This window comes from Fimbriimonadaceae bacterium, assembly GCA_019454125.1.
Lineage (GTDB): Bacteria > Armatimonadota > Fimbriimonadia > Fimbriimonadales > Fimbriimonadaceae > JALHNM01.
The window spans coordinates 511,071-528,912 of record CP075365.1; the positions used below are offsets into that span (position 1 = coordinate 511,071).

Annotated in this window: 16 protein-coding genes; 1 reads left to right on the forward strand and 15 read right to left on the reverse strand. The window is 65.7% G+C overall.

The window, feature by feature from the left end:
• Nucleotides 1–2: 2 nt before the first annotated feature.
• The 11 genes from KF733_02585 to KF733_02635 all read right to left on the reverse strand — a co-directional run bounded on the left by KF733_02585 (nt 3) and on the right by KF733_02635 (nt 9,619).
• The gene (locus tag KF733_02585) at nt 3–386 is read right to left on the reverse strand and encodes a hypothetical protein (protein QYK56371.1); all 384 of its coding nucleotides are present in this window, start codon (nt 384–386) and stop codon (nt 3–5) included.
• Nucleotides 377–634, reverse strand: a complete 258-nt coding sequence (locus KF733_02590) for a hypothetical protein (GenBank protein ID QYK56372.1) — start codon at nt 632–634, stop codon at nt 377–379. The genes KF733_02585 and KF733_02590 overlap by 10 nt, the downstream gene beginning before the upstream one ends.
• Before the next feature lie 359 nt (nt 635–993).
• On the reverse strand, nt 994–2,358 hold the full coding sequence (locus KF733_02595) for a hypothetical protein (GenBank protein ID QYK56373.1): 1,365 nt from the start codon (nt 2,356–2,358) through the stop codon (nt 994–996).
• The gene (locus tag KF733_02600; protein ID QYK56374.1) at nt 2,355–3,650 is read right to left on the reverse strand and encodes a hypothetical protein; all 1,296 of its coding nucleotides are present in this window, start codon (nt 3,648–3,650) and stop codon (nt 2,355–2,357) included. The genes KF733_02595 and KF733_02600 overlap by 4 nt, the downstream gene beginning before the upstream one ends.
• A gap of 4 nt (nt 3,651–3,654) precedes the next feature.
• Complete coding sequence (locus KF733_02605; protein QYK56375.1) at nt 3,655–4,281, reverse strand: NfeD family protein; 627 nt, start codon at nt 4,279–4,281, stop codon at nt 3,655–3,657.
• Nucleotides 4,282–4,370: 89 nt separating this feature from the next.
• A complete protein-coding gene (locus KF733_02610; protein ID QYK56376.1) occupies nt 4,371–4,559 on the reverse strand; it encodes a hypothetical protein in 189 nt (62 codons plus the stop codon).
• Nucleotides 4,560–4,646: 87 nt separating this feature from the next.
• Nucleotides 4,647–5,678 carry a glycosyltransferase family 2 protein gene (locus KF733_02615; protein QYK56377.1) on the reverse strand — a complete coding sequence of 344 codons (1,032 nt, stop codon included), beginning with the start codon at nt 5,676–5,678 and terminating at the stop codon, nt 4,647–4,649.
• 23 nt (nt 5,679–5,701) lie between these two features.
• Nucleotides 5,702–6,640, reverse strand: a complete 939-nt coding sequence (locus KF733_02620) for a lactate/malate dehydrogenase family protein (protein ID QYK56378.1) — start codon at nt 6,638–6,640, stop codon at nt 5,702–5,704.
• A 117-nt stretch (nt 6,641–6,757) separates the two neighbouring features.
• Nucleotides 6,758–7,627, reverse strand: coding sequence for a prepilin-type N-terminal cleavage/methylation domain-containing protein (locus KF733_02625; protein QYK56379.1), 870 nt, complete (start codon nt 7,625–7,627; stop codon nt 6,758–6,760).
• 37 nt (nt 7,628–7,664) lie between these two features.
• Nucleotides 7,665–8,435: a GNAT family N-acetyltransferase gene (locus tag KF733_02630; protein ID QYK56380.1), complete on the reverse strand. Its 771-nt coding sequence runs from the start codon at nt 8,433–8,435 to the stop codon at nt 7,665–7,667.
• Nucleotides 8,417–9,619 (reverse strand): hypothetical protein, encoded by a 1,203-nt coding sequence (locus tag KF733_02635; protein QYK56381.1) that lies wholly within the window; start codon nt 9,617–9,619, stop codon nt 8,417–8,419. Before KF733_02635 ends, KF733_02630 begins: the two co-directional genes overlap by 19 nt.
• 79 nt (nt 9,620–9,698) lie before the next feature.
• Between KF733_02635 and KF733_02640 the strand changes: the two genes are divergently transcribed.
• Nucleotides 9,699–11,600 carry a hypothetical protein gene (locus KF733_02640; protein QYK56382.1) on the forward strand — a complete coding sequence of 634 codons (1,902 nt, stop codon included), beginning with the start codon at nt 9,699–9,701 and terminating at the stop codon, nt 11,598–11,600.
• Between the two features lie 3 nt (nt 11,601–11,603).
• Here the strand turns inward: KF733_02640 and KF733_02645 are convergent, their stop codons facing one another.
• The 4 genes from KF733_02645 to KF733_02660 are packed head-to-tail and all read right to left on the reverse strand — an operon-like array spanning nt 11,604 to nt 17,730.
• Nucleotides 11,604–14,162 carry a hypothetical protein gene (locus tag KF733_02645; GenBank protein ID QYK56383.1) on the reverse strand — a complete coding sequence of 853 codons (2,559 nt, stop codon included), beginning with the start codon at nt 14,160–14,162 and terminating at the stop codon, nt 11,604–11,606.
• Nucleotides 14,140–15,210, reverse strand: a complete 1,071-nt coding sequence (csaB, locus tag KF733_02650) for a polysaccharide pyruvyl transferase CsaB (protein ID QYK56384.1) — start codon at nt 15,208–15,210, stop codon at nt 14,140–14,142. Before csaB ends, KF733_02645 begins: the two co-directional genes overlap by 23 nt.
• Nucleotides 15,207–17,054: a hypothetical protein gene (locus KF733_02655; GenBank protein ID QYK56385.1), complete on the reverse strand. Its 1,848-nt coding sequence runs from the start codon at nt 17,052–17,054 to the stop codon at nt 15,207–15,209. Before KF733_02655 ends, csaB begins: the two co-directional genes overlap by 4 nt.
• Nucleotides 17,041–17,730, reverse strand: a complete 690-nt coding sequence (locus KF733_02660; protein QYK56386.1) for a rhomboid family intramembrane serine protease — start codon at nt 17,728–17,730, stop codon at nt 17,041–17,043. The genes KF733_02655 and KF733_02660 overlap by 14 nt, the downstream gene beginning before the upstream one ends.
• Nucleotides 17,731–17,842: the final 112 nt, after the last annotated feature.

The window sequence follows — 17,842 nt, forward strand, 5'->3', positions numbered from 1 at the left end:
GGTCAACTCCCGCTCGTGACGGGGTCGGTCGGGAGGCCGTAAAGGTCGGACCGGATCGCGTGGCCCAAGTCTTCGTCGGGCATGCTCGCGTGCTTCTGCCTCGTGTTGATCACGTGCTGCTGTTCGCGGACGCGCCGGCGGACCAGGAGCGCTTCCTTCGCCACCTGGAGGTGGTGGAGCGCGACCTCGTTCTCCTTGCACGCCATGTCACGGCCCTGGTGGTCGAGCAAGCGCTCGATGAGCACGTCGATCACGTCTTCCAGGCGGCACCCGTTGATCCCGTGTTCGACCACCGAGCCGCGCTGAAAGACGATGTGGATGAAGGGTTGGCAGACGAAACCGTCCGAACCGTCCATACCACGCCATTTGTCCATGTCTACTGCCATTGCTGTTTGTCTGCCCCCTGCTTCATTTCGGCCAAGTCTAACTGGAAACGGTCATCCCGGGACGGGTTGGCCTCAATTTCGAGCTTGATCGATTCGACCTCGTCGAGCAGCAGGAGGGCTCGGGAGGCGGCACCGGCGAAAAGACGGGCACGGTGCGTGTCGCCGACTTGACCGGCGGCAAAGCAGAGCCCCGTGAGCGTATTGGTACACGTCCGCACACGGTCGCGCAGGCGACGAAGGTCGCGCACGGACCGTGAGTCTGTTCGAAGTGTCTGTCGAATTCTTGTGAGTTCCGCGCGGCAGGCGGTCTCGAACGTCATTTTCTGTCTCTATCTCTCCTCTTTTTTCAGAGGATCGTCCGCACGGCGGAGAGACCCTCTCTCGATGCGCCTACGGGGTGAGCTGACGGGCTAGGGCCAAGAGATACCCTCGACGTTTGGCGTCGTACGCCCCAAAAATTGGTTCCCCCGCTTCGGTCAGGACCGAACTCGGCTTCAATAATTATTGACGGTAGGCGCCCCCCTCTTTATTCGTTGTCCTAGGCCGATTCCGGCAGAAAATCCTGTCCGGCTGCAGGGCCCCGGTTGCCGGGGCCCTGGCGGGGCCGCTACTTGTCGCGGCGGCGTGGCGGTGGCGTAGGGTTGTTCGGCTCCACGATCGGCGTCGGTGTGGGCGAAACGTCGATCCGGTGCACGGGTTCGGGAACGTACGGCGCTGGTCTCTCGGGCTCCTTCGAGGCCATCTCCGCCAACTTCGCGGCGACGTCGATGCCGAAGACTTCCTTCACTTGGGCGTTCATGGCGAGGAGCTTTCCTGCGTCCATGCCGCCGTTGGCCGCCCTTGTGTCGATCACCGTCAGTTTCTCGATCTTGGTCTTGCCGATGGTCTCGGTCAGCTGGCGGATGATCGGCTCGATCTTCTGCAAGATGAAGATCTCTCGCGCCTGGTCGCCGGCGTCAGTCCAACTCTCGGCGAGCCTGGTGAGGGCGTCCGCGCGGGCGCGGCCGTCCTCGACGATCGGCGCCACTGCGGCTGCCGCCTGCTGCTCCAAGGCTTCGCACTCGGCCTTGGCCGGGGCGACGACGTCGGCTTCCAACTGGCGGCGGACCTGCTCGATCCTCGCCGCCTGCACCTTGATCTCCGCCTCCGCCTTGGCCAGCATTGCCGCGACGTCCGCGTTCTGCTCCGCAACCACCGCGTCCCGGCGGGTGACCGCGTCGGTCAGCCCCTTGTCTGCGTCCGCCTTGGCGACCGAGATCTGGGCTCGGATTTGGGCCTCGACCTCTTTAAGTTCGTTCTCGGCGCTCCGGATGGCGGAGTCGGCTCGGGCGGTGGCCTCCGCGACACGGGCCGAAGAGAGGAGTTCCGCGCTGCGGATACGGCCGATGGAGTCCAAGTACTTCACGTCGTCGGTGATGTTCTGGACCTTCAGCGTGTCCACGACCAGCCCGAGCGCGGTCATATCCTGCTCGACTTCTTGCACCAGCCTCTCTGCAAAGAGGTTGCGGTCCTCGTTCACCTGTTCGGGGGTCAGCGTCGCTAGCACGCCGCGCAAAGAGCCTTCCAGGGTCGCCTTGGCAATGCCCATGATTTCCTGCCGCCCTTTGCCGAGGAAGCGCTCGATGGCGTTGTTGAGCACTGGTTCGTGGCCCGCGACCTTCACGTTCGCCACGCCTTGGACGTTGAGCGGCACGCCGCCCTTGCCGTAGGCGCCGATCGCGTTGAGCTCGATGATCATGTTCGTCAGGTCGAGCCCGTCCACCTTCTCAAGGAACGGGTTGCGCAAGGTGCTGCCCCCCTTGACCACTCGGTAGCCGATCTTACGGTCGCCCGAGCGCCGGTTCCGGCCGCTGAAGATCAACACCTGGTTCGGGCCGCAGACGAAGAAGATCGAGCCCATGCTGACGAACAGCAGGAGGCCGAAGGCCGCGAAGGCCCCGAGAATGATGCCGACGATGATCGGGATGTTCACTTTCCACCTTCCTTCCCGCGGACCGTCGCGGGGATGTCGATTCCGGTCGTCTTTTCGATCGCCTCAAAGACCGATCCCAGCATCTCCGGGTATGCCGCGATGTAATTCGGCAGGGTGCGCCCGTCGCCGGAGTCGATCACGTTGAGGCTCTGGACCTCGATCCGCTTGACCCCGTCGACCGCCGCCTGGATCAGTTTCTCAAGGTCTTCAATCACGGCGATCTGCTTCGCGCTCGGGCCCGCCTTCGACCACGCCTCATGGAGAAGGTCGAGCGCTTCGCTCACCGCCCGGCCGCGCTCGCGAATGAGCGCCGCGCGCCCGCGCGCCTTGAACTCTTCGGCTTGGCGCGCCGCTTCCGACGGCAAGACCTGGTCAGCCTGCAGGCGCAAAGTTTCGAGCTGGGAACGGACTTCCTGGAGCTTTTGCTCCGCCTTGGCACGCGCTTCGCGCGCAGCCGCCGTCGTGCGCTCCTCTTCGGAATCCACCCGGGATTTGAGGTCGGCCTGGATCGTCCGCAGCTCGTTCTTCAAACGCGCCGCTTTCGCCTGGCATTCTGCCGCGACAACCTTGGCCCGGCCGATGGCCTCAGCCTCCGCTTGTTCGGCGTTCCGCTTGGAGTCCGACTCGGCGATGGTCGCCTCTCGCACGACGTTCGCGATAGCCTTGCGGCCCGTCGCGTCGAGGTAGGCGACTTCGTCGCCGACGTGCAAGATCTTCAGGGTGTCAAGGTGGAGTCCGAGCTTCGCGAGGTCCTCCTCCGTCTCCCGCGCCAGGGCTTCCGCGAAGACCAGGCGGTCTTCGTTCACCTGCTCCGGGGTCAAGGTCGCGACGACGCCGCGCAAATGCCCCTCCAATGTCTCTTTCGCGACCCGACGGATCTCGCCCGGGTCGCGTCCGACGAACCTCTCCACCGCGTTCGAGAAGACCCGCTCGTCGCTGCTGATCTTTACGTTCGCGATCGCATCGATGTTCATCGGGATGCCGCCGCGCGAGTAGGCGTTGCGGACCGAGATGGGAACCTCCATCAAGGTCAGGCTCAGCCGGTCGATCTTGGTGAGGGCGGGGATCGCCCAGCAATAGCCGCCGATGATGGGGCGGTAACCGCGCCGGCGGCCGTCCATGCGGCTGCCGCTCATGAAGCCCGAAACGATGAGGGCTTCGTTGGGGCCGCAGATGCGCCGGAATGTCCGCGTGACGATGAGCACGGCCAGGGCCAAGCCCAGGACGACGAGGCCCGAGACGACCGCCCAGCCCACTGGGGCGGCGGTCCTTATCAGTTCCGGAAGGTCCATCTCTTTATTCTCCCAGGTATTCCGACTTGCGGGCGACCCGGGCTTGACCCCGTTCGATACCGACGATCAAGACTTCCTCGCCTTGTTCGACGTCCGACCCCGAGTCGCTGACGGCAATCATATCGATCAAGTCACCACGAATACTTGTCCTGACCTTGCCCGGTTGCGCGCCTCGGACGGCGACTGTCACGCGCCCGACCGAACCTAGAAAGTCGCCTTCGGCGATGCTGCTGTTGTTGTCAGGAGCGCCGAGCAGCCGGATCAGGTACGCCGCCGCCCAACCGATGCAGAGCCCGGTCACGCCCGCGATGGCCATGGTGGCCGGCTCCGTGCTCGCCTTGAGCAAGTTCAGAGCCACTCCGAGCACACCGAAGGACCCGATAAAATAGGTCCAAAACCGGAGCGAAAAGAAGGGTAGCCAGAAACTGCCCGCGCTGACCGCGTCGTGCGAGGCTCCGTGGCCGTGGAGAGGCGCGTCTGTTTCGGCCGTGTGGTCGAAGGCGCCTTCGACGTCGTGGCCCCCCGCGTCCGCTCCTGAGTCGAGGTGGCCATGGCCCAGGGCGCCGCCCAGGGCCGAGACCAGCACGAAGCCGCCCCCCAAGATCGCGCAGAAGATGTAAAGCGCCAACATGATCTTGCCAGTCTAGCAAGTACGGAGTTCGGCGGGGCTACGTTGGCGGCGGGTTCGCCACCGCCAAAGTCACAAGGTCGAGGTCGGGCTTAGACCATCGAGACCGACATCTCTTGCTCGATCCTTCCGTCGCGGATCTCGCTCAGGTAGGTTCGGTCGACGTCGGGTTGGTCAAGCATTCGGCGGAGGTAATCGACCAATTCTTCGGCCTCCGCGCGGGTTAACTCCAAATCGACGTCCCGCAAGCGGCGGCGCGTCTCAAAACAGGTGATCTTCATTCCTTCTCCGTGCGCTGGCTCTAGAGGTACGTCGGCGAACCGCGCAAGGGTTTCTAGGCCCGGGCGGGGCCTAGTCCACTAGGGGGGCTAAAGATCGGGACGAAGAGCCTGTCCCTTCGGGAAGGCTGTTATCGCCAAGGGCCGCTGAGAGGCATAGGCCGGGGGAAAGGCGTCCAGGTCGACCCCCGCCTCGGCTTGTTCGCGCCAAAGGTGGCGAGCGAGCCTCCCGCTGCCCATCAGGATTCCACCCCAGCGCTTGAGCGCCACCCACCGATTCGGGAACTGAAGCATCGTGCCGAGAAGGCTCCGTGCTGCTGCCGTCTCCCCGAACAAGGCGTACAGGGCAAAGAGGTTGATCGCGTTCTTGCCCTCTCCCGCTTCCCAGGGCAAGATCGCGCGCTCCCCGCGCCAGTTTTCCGAATCCTGCAGGATCGCCTCGCGGACGCGAACCTCTTCGAGCGCCTGGCGAGGGCTCATTCGATAGGTGTTCCTCGAGTGCTGTCGCCAGGAGGTGGCCCGTTCGGCCACGCAACAAAAGGGGCCGCGCATCGCCGCTTCCAGCAAGGCGACCCAGTCGCCGCTGTAGCGCAGGTCCGTGTGGAACCGCAACCCCTCGCGCCGGAACACGACGCTGCTGGCCAGGATCCGGTTTTCCGCGAGCAGGCAGGGAAGGGCGTCCTGCACGGCCTTCTGCGGCCAATCGGCGTGCACGTCCTCCTCCTGGATCGCGCCGTGCTCGTCCACCATCCAACCGAGCGTGTAGCACGCAGAGGCACCAGGGTTTGCGTCCAGGGCCGCCACCTGGAGGGCAAGTTTATCGGGGAGCCAGAGGTCGTCCGAGTTCAGGATCGCGACGAGGTCGCCACGGGCCAAGCCCAGGGCGCGCTGCTCGGTGCCGTAGGTTCCGAGATTTGACTCGTTGGAGGTGGCGCGGATGCGCCGGTCGCTAAAGGCGTACTCGCATGCGATAAGGTCGCTGCCGTCGGTGCTGCCGTCGTCGACGATGACAACCTCCCAGTCCGTGAAGGTCTGGGCGCGGACGCTGTCCAGGCACGCGCGAAAGTATTCGGCGTGGTTGTAGCTGGGGATGAGGATGGAGACGCGCGGCCCGTCAGTCATCTGTCGAGCCGCGCCTCACCTTCTTAGGCCGGGACTGCGCCCTGCACTTGGGCCCACATCTCGTTCAGGGCCTTGGCGCTGTTGAGCAACGCTTCGCGCTCGCCGTCGCTCACCTTCGGTTCGTAGATCGAGACCGCGCCGAGCCGCCCGACCACCGTCGGCATGGAGTAGCAGACGTCCTTCACGCCGAGGGCCCCCTTCTGCATCGCGGAGATCGGGAGCACCCGCCCGCTGTCCAGCGCGATCGCTTCGACCACTTCCTTGATGGAGACGCCGACGGCGCGACCAGCGCCGCCCTTTTGGCGGATGACTTCGGCGCCGCTCGTCTTCGTCGCCGCAAAGATGTCGAACCCGCGTTGGTCGGTCCAGCCGGGGATCGAACCCATCGGCACGCCGCCGATCGTCGCGCTCGACCAGATCGGGACCATCGTGTCGCCGTGCTCGCCGAGGACGAGCGCCTTGACGTCAAGGGCGTTCACGCCGAGGTTGTCCGCCAGCAGCGACCGGAACCGGGCTGTGTCGAGCACGGTGCCAAGCCCGATCACCTGGTGCTCGGGCAGGATGCCCGCGCCGACCGCAGTCTGGGTAAGGATGTCGACCGGGTTGCTCACGACCAAGATCGTCGCATGGCTCGGGAGCTTTGCGCCTTTGAGGCTATCGAGGATCTGGCTGAAGAGCCCGAGGTTGCGGTTAATGAGGTCGAGCCGGCTCTCGTCTGGCTGACGCCGCAGACCGGCCGTGATGACCACGCAGTCGCTGCCCGCGACCATGTCGTAGTCCCCGGAGCGGAAGAACTGGCCGCCCACCAGGGACGCGCCGTGTCGCAGGTCGAGGGCCTCGCCCGCCGCCATGTCCGCGTTCGCGTCGACCAGAACGATCTCCCTAACGACCCCGCCAAGTTGCAAGGCGAACGCCGCGTCCGAACCGACCCGGCCTCCGCCACCGATGATGCTGACCTTCATTTGCCTGTGTCAACCGTACCCGGGGTGAGGCGGGCCATGCCGCCCGTCCTACTTGGGAAAGGGCGGTTCAATTAGCGACGCTGATGCGGCAAACGGGGCGACTCGACCGGTAAGCGGTCAGTTGAAGTCCCAGATGTACCGGTCGGGGTCGTAAACGATGCCTTCCCAGCCGTTCCGGACGTCGCACCCCTCGAAGGTCCGTGCGATCGGGAGGACGCGAACACTGCCATCGACCATTCCGATCGTCAGCTTGCCGTCGTGCCAGGGGTAGAGGTTGCCGTACCGGGTGAGGCGCTTGCTCGGCCTGTCCCAGGCGAAGTTGGGCACGTAAATCTGGTCCGGGCGATACCCGTCTAGCCCGAACGAGTCCCGGTTGTTCTTGTCGTAGCGGCAGGGCGGGACGACAAGGAAGTTTCCGCCGCCTTCCGGCACGCCCGTGCGATTGATCGAGAAGGCGCTGTCCCCTAGGAGGATCGTCATCGAGGGGTCGGAGAGCTCGGTGGACTGCCGCGGCTTTGCCGCCCAGACACCCGATTGCTCCTTCACCAAAGGAGAGAGGTAGATGAAATTGAAGCCTGTGTTGACCCTTTGCGAGGCCAGGTAATAGCGCTCGCCCACGTCGGAGAGGACGACGTCCGGGTCGTACTCCGTCCGCGCCAGGGCTTGCCGCGTGTAATCCGCCGGACAGATGAAGGTGTTGAAATCATGGACGTAGGGCAGGACGACCTGGACCCAGGTGCGATCCGTCACCCCTTCGGTCGGCAACGCGCCGGTGTACCGCGTCGTGGAAAAGCGGTCGTCATAGTCGACCATGTAGAGCGTCATCGCCGCGCTGGTCTGCTTGAACGAACTGATGCAGTCCGTCCTTTTGGCGTGGGCGAGCGCCGAGCTGAAGACAGGGAACAACAGGGCCGCCAGCGCAGTAATGATCGCCAGGACCAGGAGGAGTTCGGTTAAAGTGAACGCTTCGCTGCGTCGGTGCTTCACGGGACCCTCTCCCTATCAATACGATTATAGCATGGACTTACGACCCACGCCATGCTAATGCCGATAATTCTCCATGTTCGACAAATCCCTGTCGTAAATACCAGGGGCTGAGAGACGGTTCGCACTGCAAAAAGAGGGGGAGGTCGGCTTCGGCGGCGAGCCCCTTCATCGCCGTGACCAAGCTCTTGCCGAGCCCGCGCCGCCGCAGAGACTCTTCCACGCACAAGTTGTAGACCCCCAGGCACCCCGGCGTTCGGACAACCATCGCGCAGGCCTCAACCTGGCCGTTCTCGTCCAGCGAGTAAAGCTCGTGGGGCGAGTTCACGGTCGCGAGGGCCATGGCAGATCGGCGGCGTCCGCTTGAGTTCGAAAAGAACTGCCGCGTCGCGAACTCTGCAAGGACCTGGCGACGCTCGGGCGACCAAGCGGGCCGGACTTTGGGCACGGGGCCCGGGGCTTCTCCCTGCCAAACCAACTGGCGAAGCTCTTGCCGCAACTCGAAGCCGGATTTCAGCAATCTTTGAGCCATGTCCTTCGGGCGGTCGCCATCCGAGCAAAAAACCCAGAAGGCGTCCTGGCCCCGTGCGACCCTCGCCAGCCAATCGACCTCCTGGAGGAAGGGCGGCTTAAGGTCGAACCCGGCGGCAAAATCGCCGAACGCGAAGCCGGTTCCGCCGACCACGCAGTAGAACCCGTCCTCGCGCACCAGCCGCGTGCCCGGCAAGCCCATCGCAAGGCCCACGTAAGACTTGGCGGTGTTGTCGCGCATCGCTGCGCTCAGCTCGTCGCCTAGAATACGACGCTCCACATTGCCCCCGCTGTCACCCGTTTCGGCAAGATCGAAACCCCCAGCGCAAGGTTCTGGCCCAGCCGGTAGCCCACAAACCCTTGCACGCCCTGCGTCGTGAGGACGGCCGCGCCGAAGGCGTCGCCCCGGGCGTTCGACCGCCAGACGTCCAACCCCGCGCCGAGCTGCAAGCCGTGCTCGGTGTCGTACGTCACGCCTAGCCGCAGGGTCGGCGCGTAGAACCTCCCCGGCGCAGTGAAGTCCCTGCCTTGGAGCGTGCTCGCAAAGAAGTTCCGGACCAGCCTCACCAATTTTCCGCGCACGAGGGCGCCGCCATAGTGGCCGGTCTGAAGTTCCACTACCTGCGGCTTGCCGAGGGCACGGGCCAGCTTCTCGCCGTCCGAAGCGGGCACGACGCTGTCATACCGGGCTAGGACGACCAGGGCAGGGCGGGGATCGTCTTGGCGCAGGTATTCGAGCGGCTCGATGGCGCGGATTGCCTGGCGCAGCCTCTCCTCCGTGAAACCTTTTCGCCTGAACTCTTCCCGTTGCCGCACGACCACGGAACTCGACCACAGGATCGCGGCGAGGTCGGCCCCGCCCAGCATAAAGCTCGCGCTCTTGATCCTTGGTTCGACCGCGTAGCCAAGGCTCGCAACGATCGCCCCGAGGCTCGTTCCGGAGAGGCCGATCCGGTCGGCGTCGAACTCCGGCCTGGATCCGAGGAAGTCGACCGTGCGGCGCAGGTCCAGCACGCTCTGGGTCATGGTCTGCACCAGCGCGTCCGCGTCGGGACGGATCGCGAGCTCCCCACTGCGCGTGCCCGCAGGGGCGCGCTTCAGGTGGTAGGGAAGGGTCATGATGGCGGCCCCGATGCCCGTCAAGCAAAGCTCGCGGGCCTGGCTCGCTTCGAGCGTGAGGTCAGTTGCTCCCCAATAGTGCAGGATCACGACGACCGGCACCTTCCCCGTGCGGTCGGTCGGGAGGAAGAGCCGGAGGTGCACGGTGTCGTTGACGGGGACGCCCGTGGACAGCGCGCTCGGGAAGACCGCGTCGTATTCCCGAACAAACTCGTCTCCGCCCCGGTCGATCCAGGGCTCGAACTGAACCGGGCCCGGGGGCGTGAGGACGGCCTCGCGCTGGGCCTCGAATTGAGACTGCGCCAGAATCGAGACGGCCGCCAGTGCGGCGGCAACCGTCGCCATGCTCCTCGCCGCCCAACTCACAACCGTTCTCTTACTCCAAACCGACACCCTTCGTGCCGATTTCGAGAGTGCCCTGGGTGTGGTCGGCCTCACCTGCGAGACCGCGCGGTTCAACAACGACATCGCCGCATTCTATCGCCAGGGCGAGTTTGAAACCCCACTCTATACGGCCGCGCACAACGATCCTTGGGGACTTCCGTTCCTGGCGGACCGCACGAAGCGCCAATTCAACGTGGCCGCGGCGCGGCCGCTGCTGATGATCGAGAACGCCAGTCGGGTCATCGGCCAAGGTTCGCGCCGTTCGCTTTTGAACGACCCCGTCGCGACCGAGGCAGACGCCTCGAAAGAGGCCGACGCCCTGGAGCAGTCGCTCGCGAAGCTCCAGCAAATGGGCGTCGTGAAGGGCCCTGTCCCCAGCACGGCGGGAGTGCCCGGCCAGGTGCGGCAGGCGGCAGCCCTCGTGCTCTCGGTCGCCGCGCGCTGCCATGCGAATAGGCAGCCTATGCTGGGGGGGCTCGACTCGGCGACCCTGTTCAAGGCGGCGATGGCCGGGCTCAGCGAACCCACCGGCGTTGCAGAGGAGACGGCCGCGCTCAGGGCCGCGCGGTCGGTCGACATGCGCTATCTGTACGCCGCCGCCCAAGACCTCGCCAGCGCGGTCGAAGTGGCCGCGACCGGCGTGAATGCGGTCAACCCGACGACCAAGTACGATTTTCGCCTTGAGACGACCTGGGGACGCATCGTGCTCACGGGCGGATCGGACAGTTCGCACCAGGGCGGGGCGAACCTTTTGACGATCGATACGGGCGGGAACGACACCTATCTGAACTGCCCCGCCAACGCCAGCCCGGAGAACTGGCTGAGCGTCGTGATCGACAACGCGGGGGACGACAAGTATCTGTCGGACCCGGCCTTGGCGGAAACGCCGTTGGCCCAATGGCCGGCCCGCAAGCAACGGCGCGACGCGCCCGGGCCCGGTTGCGCGGCGGCCGGAATCGTGTTCCTTTTCGACGCGCGCGGGAACGACCGCTACGTCACCCACCGGCCGGGAATCGGCGCGGCCTCCTTCGGGGTCGCCTTCGTCCGCGACCAGGAAGGGGAAGACGTCTACTCGGCTTATAAGGACGGCATCGGCTTCGCCCGGTTCGGCATCGGCGTCGTCGACGACCTGGCCGGGAACGACCGATACGAAGGGTTCACCGAGGTGCAGGGAGTCGGCTTGACGCAGGGCTTCGGCGGGCTCTTCGACCGGGCCGGGAACGACGAGTACATCGCGAACGACACCGTGCTCGATTTCCCCTCGCCCCAGTCCGCGGAGCACAACGTCAGCATGGCCCAAGGAGCCGGTTATGGCTATCGGGGCGACTACGTCACCGGCCACAGCCTGAGCGGCGGAGTCGGGTGGCTGCAGGACCAGGCGGGCGACGACAGGTACTCGTGCGGCGTCTTCGGCCAGGGCGTGGGCTACTGGGAAGGGGTCGGCTTGCTCTTCGACGACGGCGGCAACGACGAATACAAGGGGCAGTGGTACGTGCAGGGCGCCTCCGCCCACTTCGGAATCGGCTACTTGGAGGATGCCGCCGGCAACGACCGCTATGTCGCACCGCTCAACATGGCGCAGGGGGCGGGCCACGACTTCGGCATCGGCTTCCTCTTTGACCACGAAGGCGACGACGTCCACGAGGCCCCGAACCTGAGCCTGGGCGCGGGCAACGCGAACGGGATCGGCATCTTCCTCGATATGGCCGGCGTCGATGTGTACAACTCTCGGGGCGTGACGCTAGGCGCATCGAGCGACTCGATCAAAGCCTCGCTCAGGGAGCGCGCGATCAGCATCGGCCTCTTCATCGACGCGGGCGGACAACGGGACACCTATCCCGAGGCGGTGCCGTGGGCGCGGGACTCGTCGCGTTCCGGCAACTGGAACGCCAAGGGCGGGCTCCCCCGGGAAAGCCAACTCGGGGTCTTCGTCGACAAATGACGGTCAGCGGCCAAAGTTGAACGAAAGCTCCAAGTCGAGCCCCCGGGAGGAATAGGCGCCGCTTTGCACGAGCGGGTCCCGGTTCTTCACGTCGATGTACCGGAACCCCACGTTCAGCGCAAGGCTCCGCCAAATCTGGTACTGGTAGACCAGGTTGGCGTCGAAGACCTGCTGGGACTGGAAGCCGGTCGAGATGCCGTTCCGGAAGTTGAAGACGAGGTTCTGGCGCGGGGCGAGCCGGTACACCGCGTCAAAGTCATACGACCAGCTGTCCTGGCGGAACTTGCTGTTCCCGCCCGTCAAAAGGGCCGTCGCCCCGCCCCTCAAGCTGAGGCGGCCATAGGGCGTGTAGCCAGCGTAGACGGTAAGGGTGGTGGCGGAGGCGGTCAGGGGGGATTCGATGAACCGAGTGTCGGTGAGGTCGACCCGGGCGTTCAGGTCCAGGCGTTCCGGCACCCGGAAAGTCGCGTCGAAGAACGCCCCCCGCGTCTCGCTGTTGGAGCTCACCGCGCCTTGGCTCCGATAGAGGTAAAGGCCCGCAGAGGTGTTGAATCGGTCGGTCGGCATATAGGTGCCGCGAAGGCTCAGGGCGCGCGCGTTGGTCGCTCCGATCAAGGCCGTGCTGCCGACTCCAGAACTGAACCCGTTGCCGTCATAGCCGGCGCCCTGGCCCGAGTCGAAGCCCAGCGTCGCGAGCGGACCGGCATCGCTGTCCGTCGCCTCCATGCGCAGCGAGAACTTCTCGCCCCGCCGGTAGCTCGCCCCTAATTGGACCTCGCGGCCGAGCCCGGACTGGTCCTCGGTCGAGACGCGACTGAGCCCCAGGCTCCCGTCCAACTGCCAGTCCGCACTGGAGCGGTAGCTCGTCCGGGCATTGATCGTTTGCAGGTCCACCGCCCTGCGTTTGACCTCGCCGTTGACGGTGGTCGAGCCTTTACCGAACTGGTTCTGAAGGTCGAAGCGGGTGGACCAACGCTTCGAGCTGAGCGTGGTGCCGAAGGAGGTGACGTCTAGCGAGGACTCCGGTCGAGAGCCGCCGCTCGCCGACCGCCGGTGCTCTAAAGTCCAGGGCGCCCCGCCCTGGCTCGGGGTGAACGTGACCGAGCCGGCTAGGCTGGTCGCCCGCACGGACTTCGGCGCGTTCTGCGAGAGCAGGAGGTCGCCGACGCTCGCATTGCGGTGGGCCAGGTCGTACCGCCACTTCGAAGAGGGTGTGTACGTCAGGCTGGTGTCCCAGGCGCGCTCGTTCCGGTTGAAGCCTGCGGACTCCACGCCCACGTAACCGCGCGGCACGTCCCGCACCGAGCTGACGACCTGCACCTTGCCGAAGTTGTAGTTGACGTCCACGCCCCGGGCGAGGCCGCTCAGGGGTGAGCCACCCGAGGTCGAGCGTCCGAGCGCCTGGGTGTAAGTCACCGCCCCATCGCCGCCGAGCGGCACCCGATAGTCGACGCCGACGACCTCCCGGTCGCCCACGACCGTGTCCACCCGCTTGGGCGTATAGAGCACGTCGATGTTGTCGGTGGACGGGATAAACCGGTTGAAGAAGAATATCGACGGGTTCCCCGCGTCGAACCGGTAATCCACGCCGATCCTCTGCAAGATCCCGTTCACGCGGATGACGACGCGGTTCACGTCGTCCGGCTGGAACTGCAGGACGTATGGGGTCGAGGGCGGGCCAAAGCCCTGGAACTTCTCCAGGCGCGTGGAGTCGCGGTTCGAGCCTCCCGTGACCTGCCGCATCGTGGTGAGCCCGACCCGCCCCATCTTTCCGAAGTCCTGCGAGACCGCGACCCCTTCGATGCGCCCCCGGCTTCCCGTGATGCCGAACGCCTCGTAAGTCGCGACGATCGTGCTGGTGGGGGGAATGATGCGGCCCTCGAGGGTCGTGCGGTTCACAAACGTCACCGCGCCCAGGTCGTAGTCGATCGTGTAGTCCTGGCCGAAGACCTGCTTAACACCATCGACCTCCACCTGCTCCGACCCCCGCACGATCTGGCTGCTCTGAAGGTAATAGGGGCCGGCCGAGTTCGCGCCCTGGAGGCTGATGGTCCGCGCCTGGCCGCGGGCTTCCGTGCGAAGCGCGCGGATCTCGGTGCCTTTTGTCCGGTACCCGACCTGCACGCCCGAGAGGGCGCGCTCGAAGCGGGCGAAGCGGTTGGTCGAGCCGAGCCGCCCGCGGATGTCGCCCGCGTTCAAGACCCAGGGCCCGCGTTGCACGTCCACGCTGAAGCGGTCCGCCTGTGGGTCTTGGAACCGGCTGTCCTGGAAATTCACCTCGAAGGAAGCGATGTCGCCGACCTTGTTGCCTTGGACGTGCACCTGGCCCAGGTCGGTGAACTTGCTCAGGCCCTGCCCGCCATATTCGGCCAGGTCGAACGCGCGCAGATCGCCCGTGAGGGTGCGCGTGTGATAGCCCAAGCGTCGCCAACCGGTGAGTTCGATTCGGCCCAGCACGTACTGGTCGAACCACTTTCCGAGGCCCGAGTCGATCTTCTTCTCGTCCTGGCACGCGGCGACCCCGGCGAGCAGAAGGAGGCTAAGGACGCAGAACGGCTTCAAGGGCCTCAATGTTCTTCTGGGCTTCTTTGGCCAAGTCTTCTCGACGACGCTTAAGACCCTCGGCAACGCGGTCGCGGTCTTGGATGAACGATTGGAACCCATCAAATAGGCGCTGGGCGGTGAGGCCCTGTAACTGAGGAGGGGCCGGCATGCCGATCGCGTTCGCAAAGGCGGAGACCTTTGGGTCGTAACTCAGGAGAAATACGGGGACGCCGACCGTGGTCGCAAGGATGCCGGCGTGGAGCCTCATGGCGACCACCGCGTGCATGCGCTGCAGCCGTTCCTGCACCGCTCGGGGGCTGCCTAGGTTCCGCATGTCCGGCACCTTTCCGCCCAAGGTCTTGGCGATCTCCAGGATCAGAGGCCCGTCCAAGGCCGAGTCCATCTCGATAAAGGTCGGGATATAGCCGTTACGGCTCAGAATCTGGGCGAATTCCCCAAAGAGTTTGATGACGGCCTTGTTCCGGTCCTTTCCCCACGGCCGCGCAGAGATGCCGACGCTCTTGGTACCGGCCACGCCGAACCCCGCGCTCGACCCTTCGCTCAGGCTCGGTTCCGGCAGAAGGAAAGCCATGTCCGCCGCGATCCGGACCTTCTCCACTCCCATCGAGCGCAAGGCGGCGCCGCTTGCCGGGTCTCGGACGACGACGAGGTCGGCCGCCTTGAACGCGGAAGTCGCCATCCTCTTGCCGAAGAAGCCGGTGAGGGGGCCGACTCCTTGCCCCAGCATAACCACCTTCTTGCCCGCTTTCTTCGCGTCGAGGGCGAGCTTGGAATAGTAAGCCACGCTTCGCGTGCTCGTGGCGTCCTGAAAGATGCTGCCGCCTGGGAAGACCAGCGCGTCGCACTCACGGATGGCCTGGCCGACGCTGTTGAGGTCCTTCCGGTACACCCCCTGCATCCCGTACTGGCGCATCAGCCCCTCGGCGTTGCCGCAGAGCGTCTTCGTCTCGTAGCCCTTGCCTTCGATGCCGCAATGGAACCCGAGGAGGATCGCGTCGTCCCCCAGGTTCCCACACCCGAAATAGCCGGCCAAAAGTAGCTTCAAGACAGTCCCACTGGCCCGCTCTCCTGACGCTTCACCGCTTGCCGGAGGACGGCCGAGAGGAGCAGTCCGAGAATACCGCCGATGACCCAGCCGGTCGCTATGCGAACGACCGCCAAGTCGAGCGGCGAATGGAAGTGGCAGAGCGTGTTGAGCACGCTCGTCTGCCCCACCATGCCGACGACGAGGAGCGCCCCCGCCCAGGGCTCCAACTTCGGCCGCGTCCTCGCCAGGCTCGCAAACGTCAGGCCGAGCAAGAACGCCGGATGGCCGATCAGGAACTCCTTGGTGCGGGGCCTGGCGGGCAGGAAGCGGTCGAGCAGCGCGCGGAACTGGAGCTCGGCTCCGCTAACTCCCGCCGGGTTTTCGTTGCCCGTGCGCGCCAGCATGAACGCCATCGCGGCCAGGCCGACAACTCCAAGCACGGCCGTTCCCCAGAGGATCGGGCGTTGCGCCCAATCGCGCGGGGAAGCCTGGTCCAGCGCGATCCGGACAGCCACCACCACGACCGGCAGGAAGACCGCGACCTTGATGCCGGTGAACTGCTCGACCTGCAGCATCGTGAGAAGGCCGACGTTGCAGCCGGCGACCGCGAGGCCTCCGACCAGGCTCGCATAGGTGGCGATGGCGAAGCCCGCCAACGGGGGCGCCCTTAGGGCGCGGACCAGCGCGTAACCGGCGAGCGGGAAGCCGACCGCGAGCGCCAGCGAAGCCACTTCGCGCAGGCTCGGGGAGACGGATCCCAGTGCCAGCGCAAGCACGACCCCGGCACTGAATAGGCCGAGGTTCTTGAGCGGCCACAAGATTTGTGCCGTCCACGCGAGCAGCGGGGCGGCGAGGGCGACGATCCCGACCGCGTACCAGGGGTTCCAGACGGGCTCTTCAAAGGGGCGCGGCACCCGCACTGCGCCACCTTCGTGCACGACCGCGTTCTTCAGCGAGTTCAGGAACCGGTCCGCATCCTTCAACGGCTCCTGGCTGCCGCCGACAGGCGGGCGGACGAGGAGCCAACGGATGTTGCGTTCGCGGAACGCCTTGGCGTACCGTTCGACCACCGCGCCCGGGGAAGAGCGGTCGGCCTCGGCCTGTTGCATCGAGTGGAGCCGCACGACGCTCCCGGGAATCTCCGCCTGGATCCGGGAGTCCCCGACGGTTTTTACAAACTCTGCAGCCAGATACTGTAACTTATCGTCCTGGACGACGACCCCGGTGTCCTCCAGCGAAGAGCGAAATCCGAGCACGACGTCCCCAGCCGGGAGGAACGCGATCGCGCCTGCTTGGGCCGAATCGTCAAGGATCGCGCGGATGTACGAGGGCCCTGCACCGAGAGTGTTCACGTGCCGCGCTACGACCGCGAGCCCGGCCTCCTTCGCCTTTCGCGCCAGGCTCGGGTCGATCCCGACCGAGGTGGTCGCCAGACTGGCCTTGTCGCCCGTGAAGTAGACCCCTCCCAGCGCAGACTTTCCGCTCGGCATGTCCGATCCCAGCCCTCCCTGCCACGCGATCCCCTTGACCACCCGGGCCAGCGCCAGGTCCGAACCCTGGATCAAAACGTCGCCGGAGGGCAGGGGGGAGAGGGTGAGCTCTCCTGCCGCGACGAGCCCGGCCACCGTGTCCTCGGTGATCGCGATGCCGGTGAGCCCGTGCGCGGCCAAGTCTCGCAGGGCGTCGTTCAAGGGCGTGTTCGAGACGGCCGCGAACTGTCGCACGGTCTCAGCGTCCATGAGCACGCCGACGGCGCGGTTCCCCGCCTCCACCCGGTAGCGCGGGATGAGCGCGGCGACGGCCAAGAGGGCGGTCGCGACAAGCGAGGCCACGGCCCACCAAGGGACCTTAATCGTCGTCAAAGTGCGGGTCCTCCTCAAACGTGCGCCCGCCGAGGATCTTTCGACTGCCGCCGAGCACGAGCACGGTGAGCATCCCGGCCATAAAGCCGCCCGCGTGCGCCCAGGTCGCCACGCCGTCCTGTGGGAACAGCACTTGGATCAAGAACCACCCGCCCAAGAGGAACCAGACCGCGACCGGGAACGCCCACCAGAAGAACGGCGGGATCACGACCTTCATGCGGCTGCCTGGGAAGAGGAGGAAGTAGGCGCCCAAGACGCCGCCGATTGCCCCTGAGGCGCCGAGCACCGGTATCGACGAGCTGGGGTCGACCAGGATTTGGGAAAGGAACGCGACCACGCCCCAGAAGAGGTAGTAAAGCGCGTAGCGGTGACCGCCCAAGGCCGCTTCCACGTTCGGCCCGAACGCGCTCAGGAAGATCACGTTCCCCAAAAGGTGCGCGAGGCTCCCATGGAGGAACATCGCGGTGAAAATCTTGCCGACCTCGACCGGGTCGCCTCCCCCGCTGATGGCGAGCCACACGTTCTCGGGGACCATCGCAAGGTCCGCGAAAGCCATGCTCGGCCCCATCAGCCGCCCCCCACGGTCCCAAAGATAGATGAGGGCGTTGAGCGCGACGATCGTCCACGTGACCACCGGGGTCTCTCGCGAATAAACACTGTCGCGGATCGGGATCATCGCCGAGCGGGGGAGTCTACCGGCATCCCGCCTTCGGCCAGGGCCAAGCCGCCAAAACGGTCCATCCGGGGCCTGGCGGCAGGCCGATAGGTTCTAAGAGTTACTGCAGGGT

Coding starts and splice junctions, on each gene's coding strand:
- KF733_02605 (QYK56375.1), bottom strand. CDS start 4,281: ATGTTGGCGCTTTACATCTTCTGCGCGATCTTGGGGGGCGGCTTCGTG.
- KF733_02660 (QYK56386.1), bottom strand. CDS start 17,730: ATGATCCCGATCCGCGACAGTGTTTATTCGCGAGAGACCCCGGTGGTC.
- KF733_02610 (QYK56376.1), bottom strand. CDS start 4,559: ATGAAGATCACCTGTTTTGAGACGCGCCGCCGCTTGCGGGACGTCGAT.
- KF733_02585 (QYK56371.1), bottom strand. CDS start 386: ATGGCAGTAGACATGGACAAATGGCGTGGTATGGACGGTTCGGACGGT.
- KF733_02600 (QYK56374.1), bottom strand. CDS start 3,650: ATGGACCTTCCGGAACTGATAAGGACCGCCGCCCCAGTGGGCTGGGCG.
- KF733_02615 (QYK56377.1), bottom strand. CDS start 5,678: ATGACTGACGGGCCGCGCGTCTCCATCCTCATCCCCAGCTACAACCAC.
- KF733_02635 (QYK56381.1), bottom strand. CDS start 9,619: ATGGCGACGGTTGCCGCCGCACTGGCGGCCGTCTCGATTCTGGCGCAG.
- KF733_02620 (QYK56378.1), bottom strand. CDS start 6,640: ATGAAGGTCAGCATCATCGGTGGCGGAGGCCGGGTCGGTTCGGACGCG.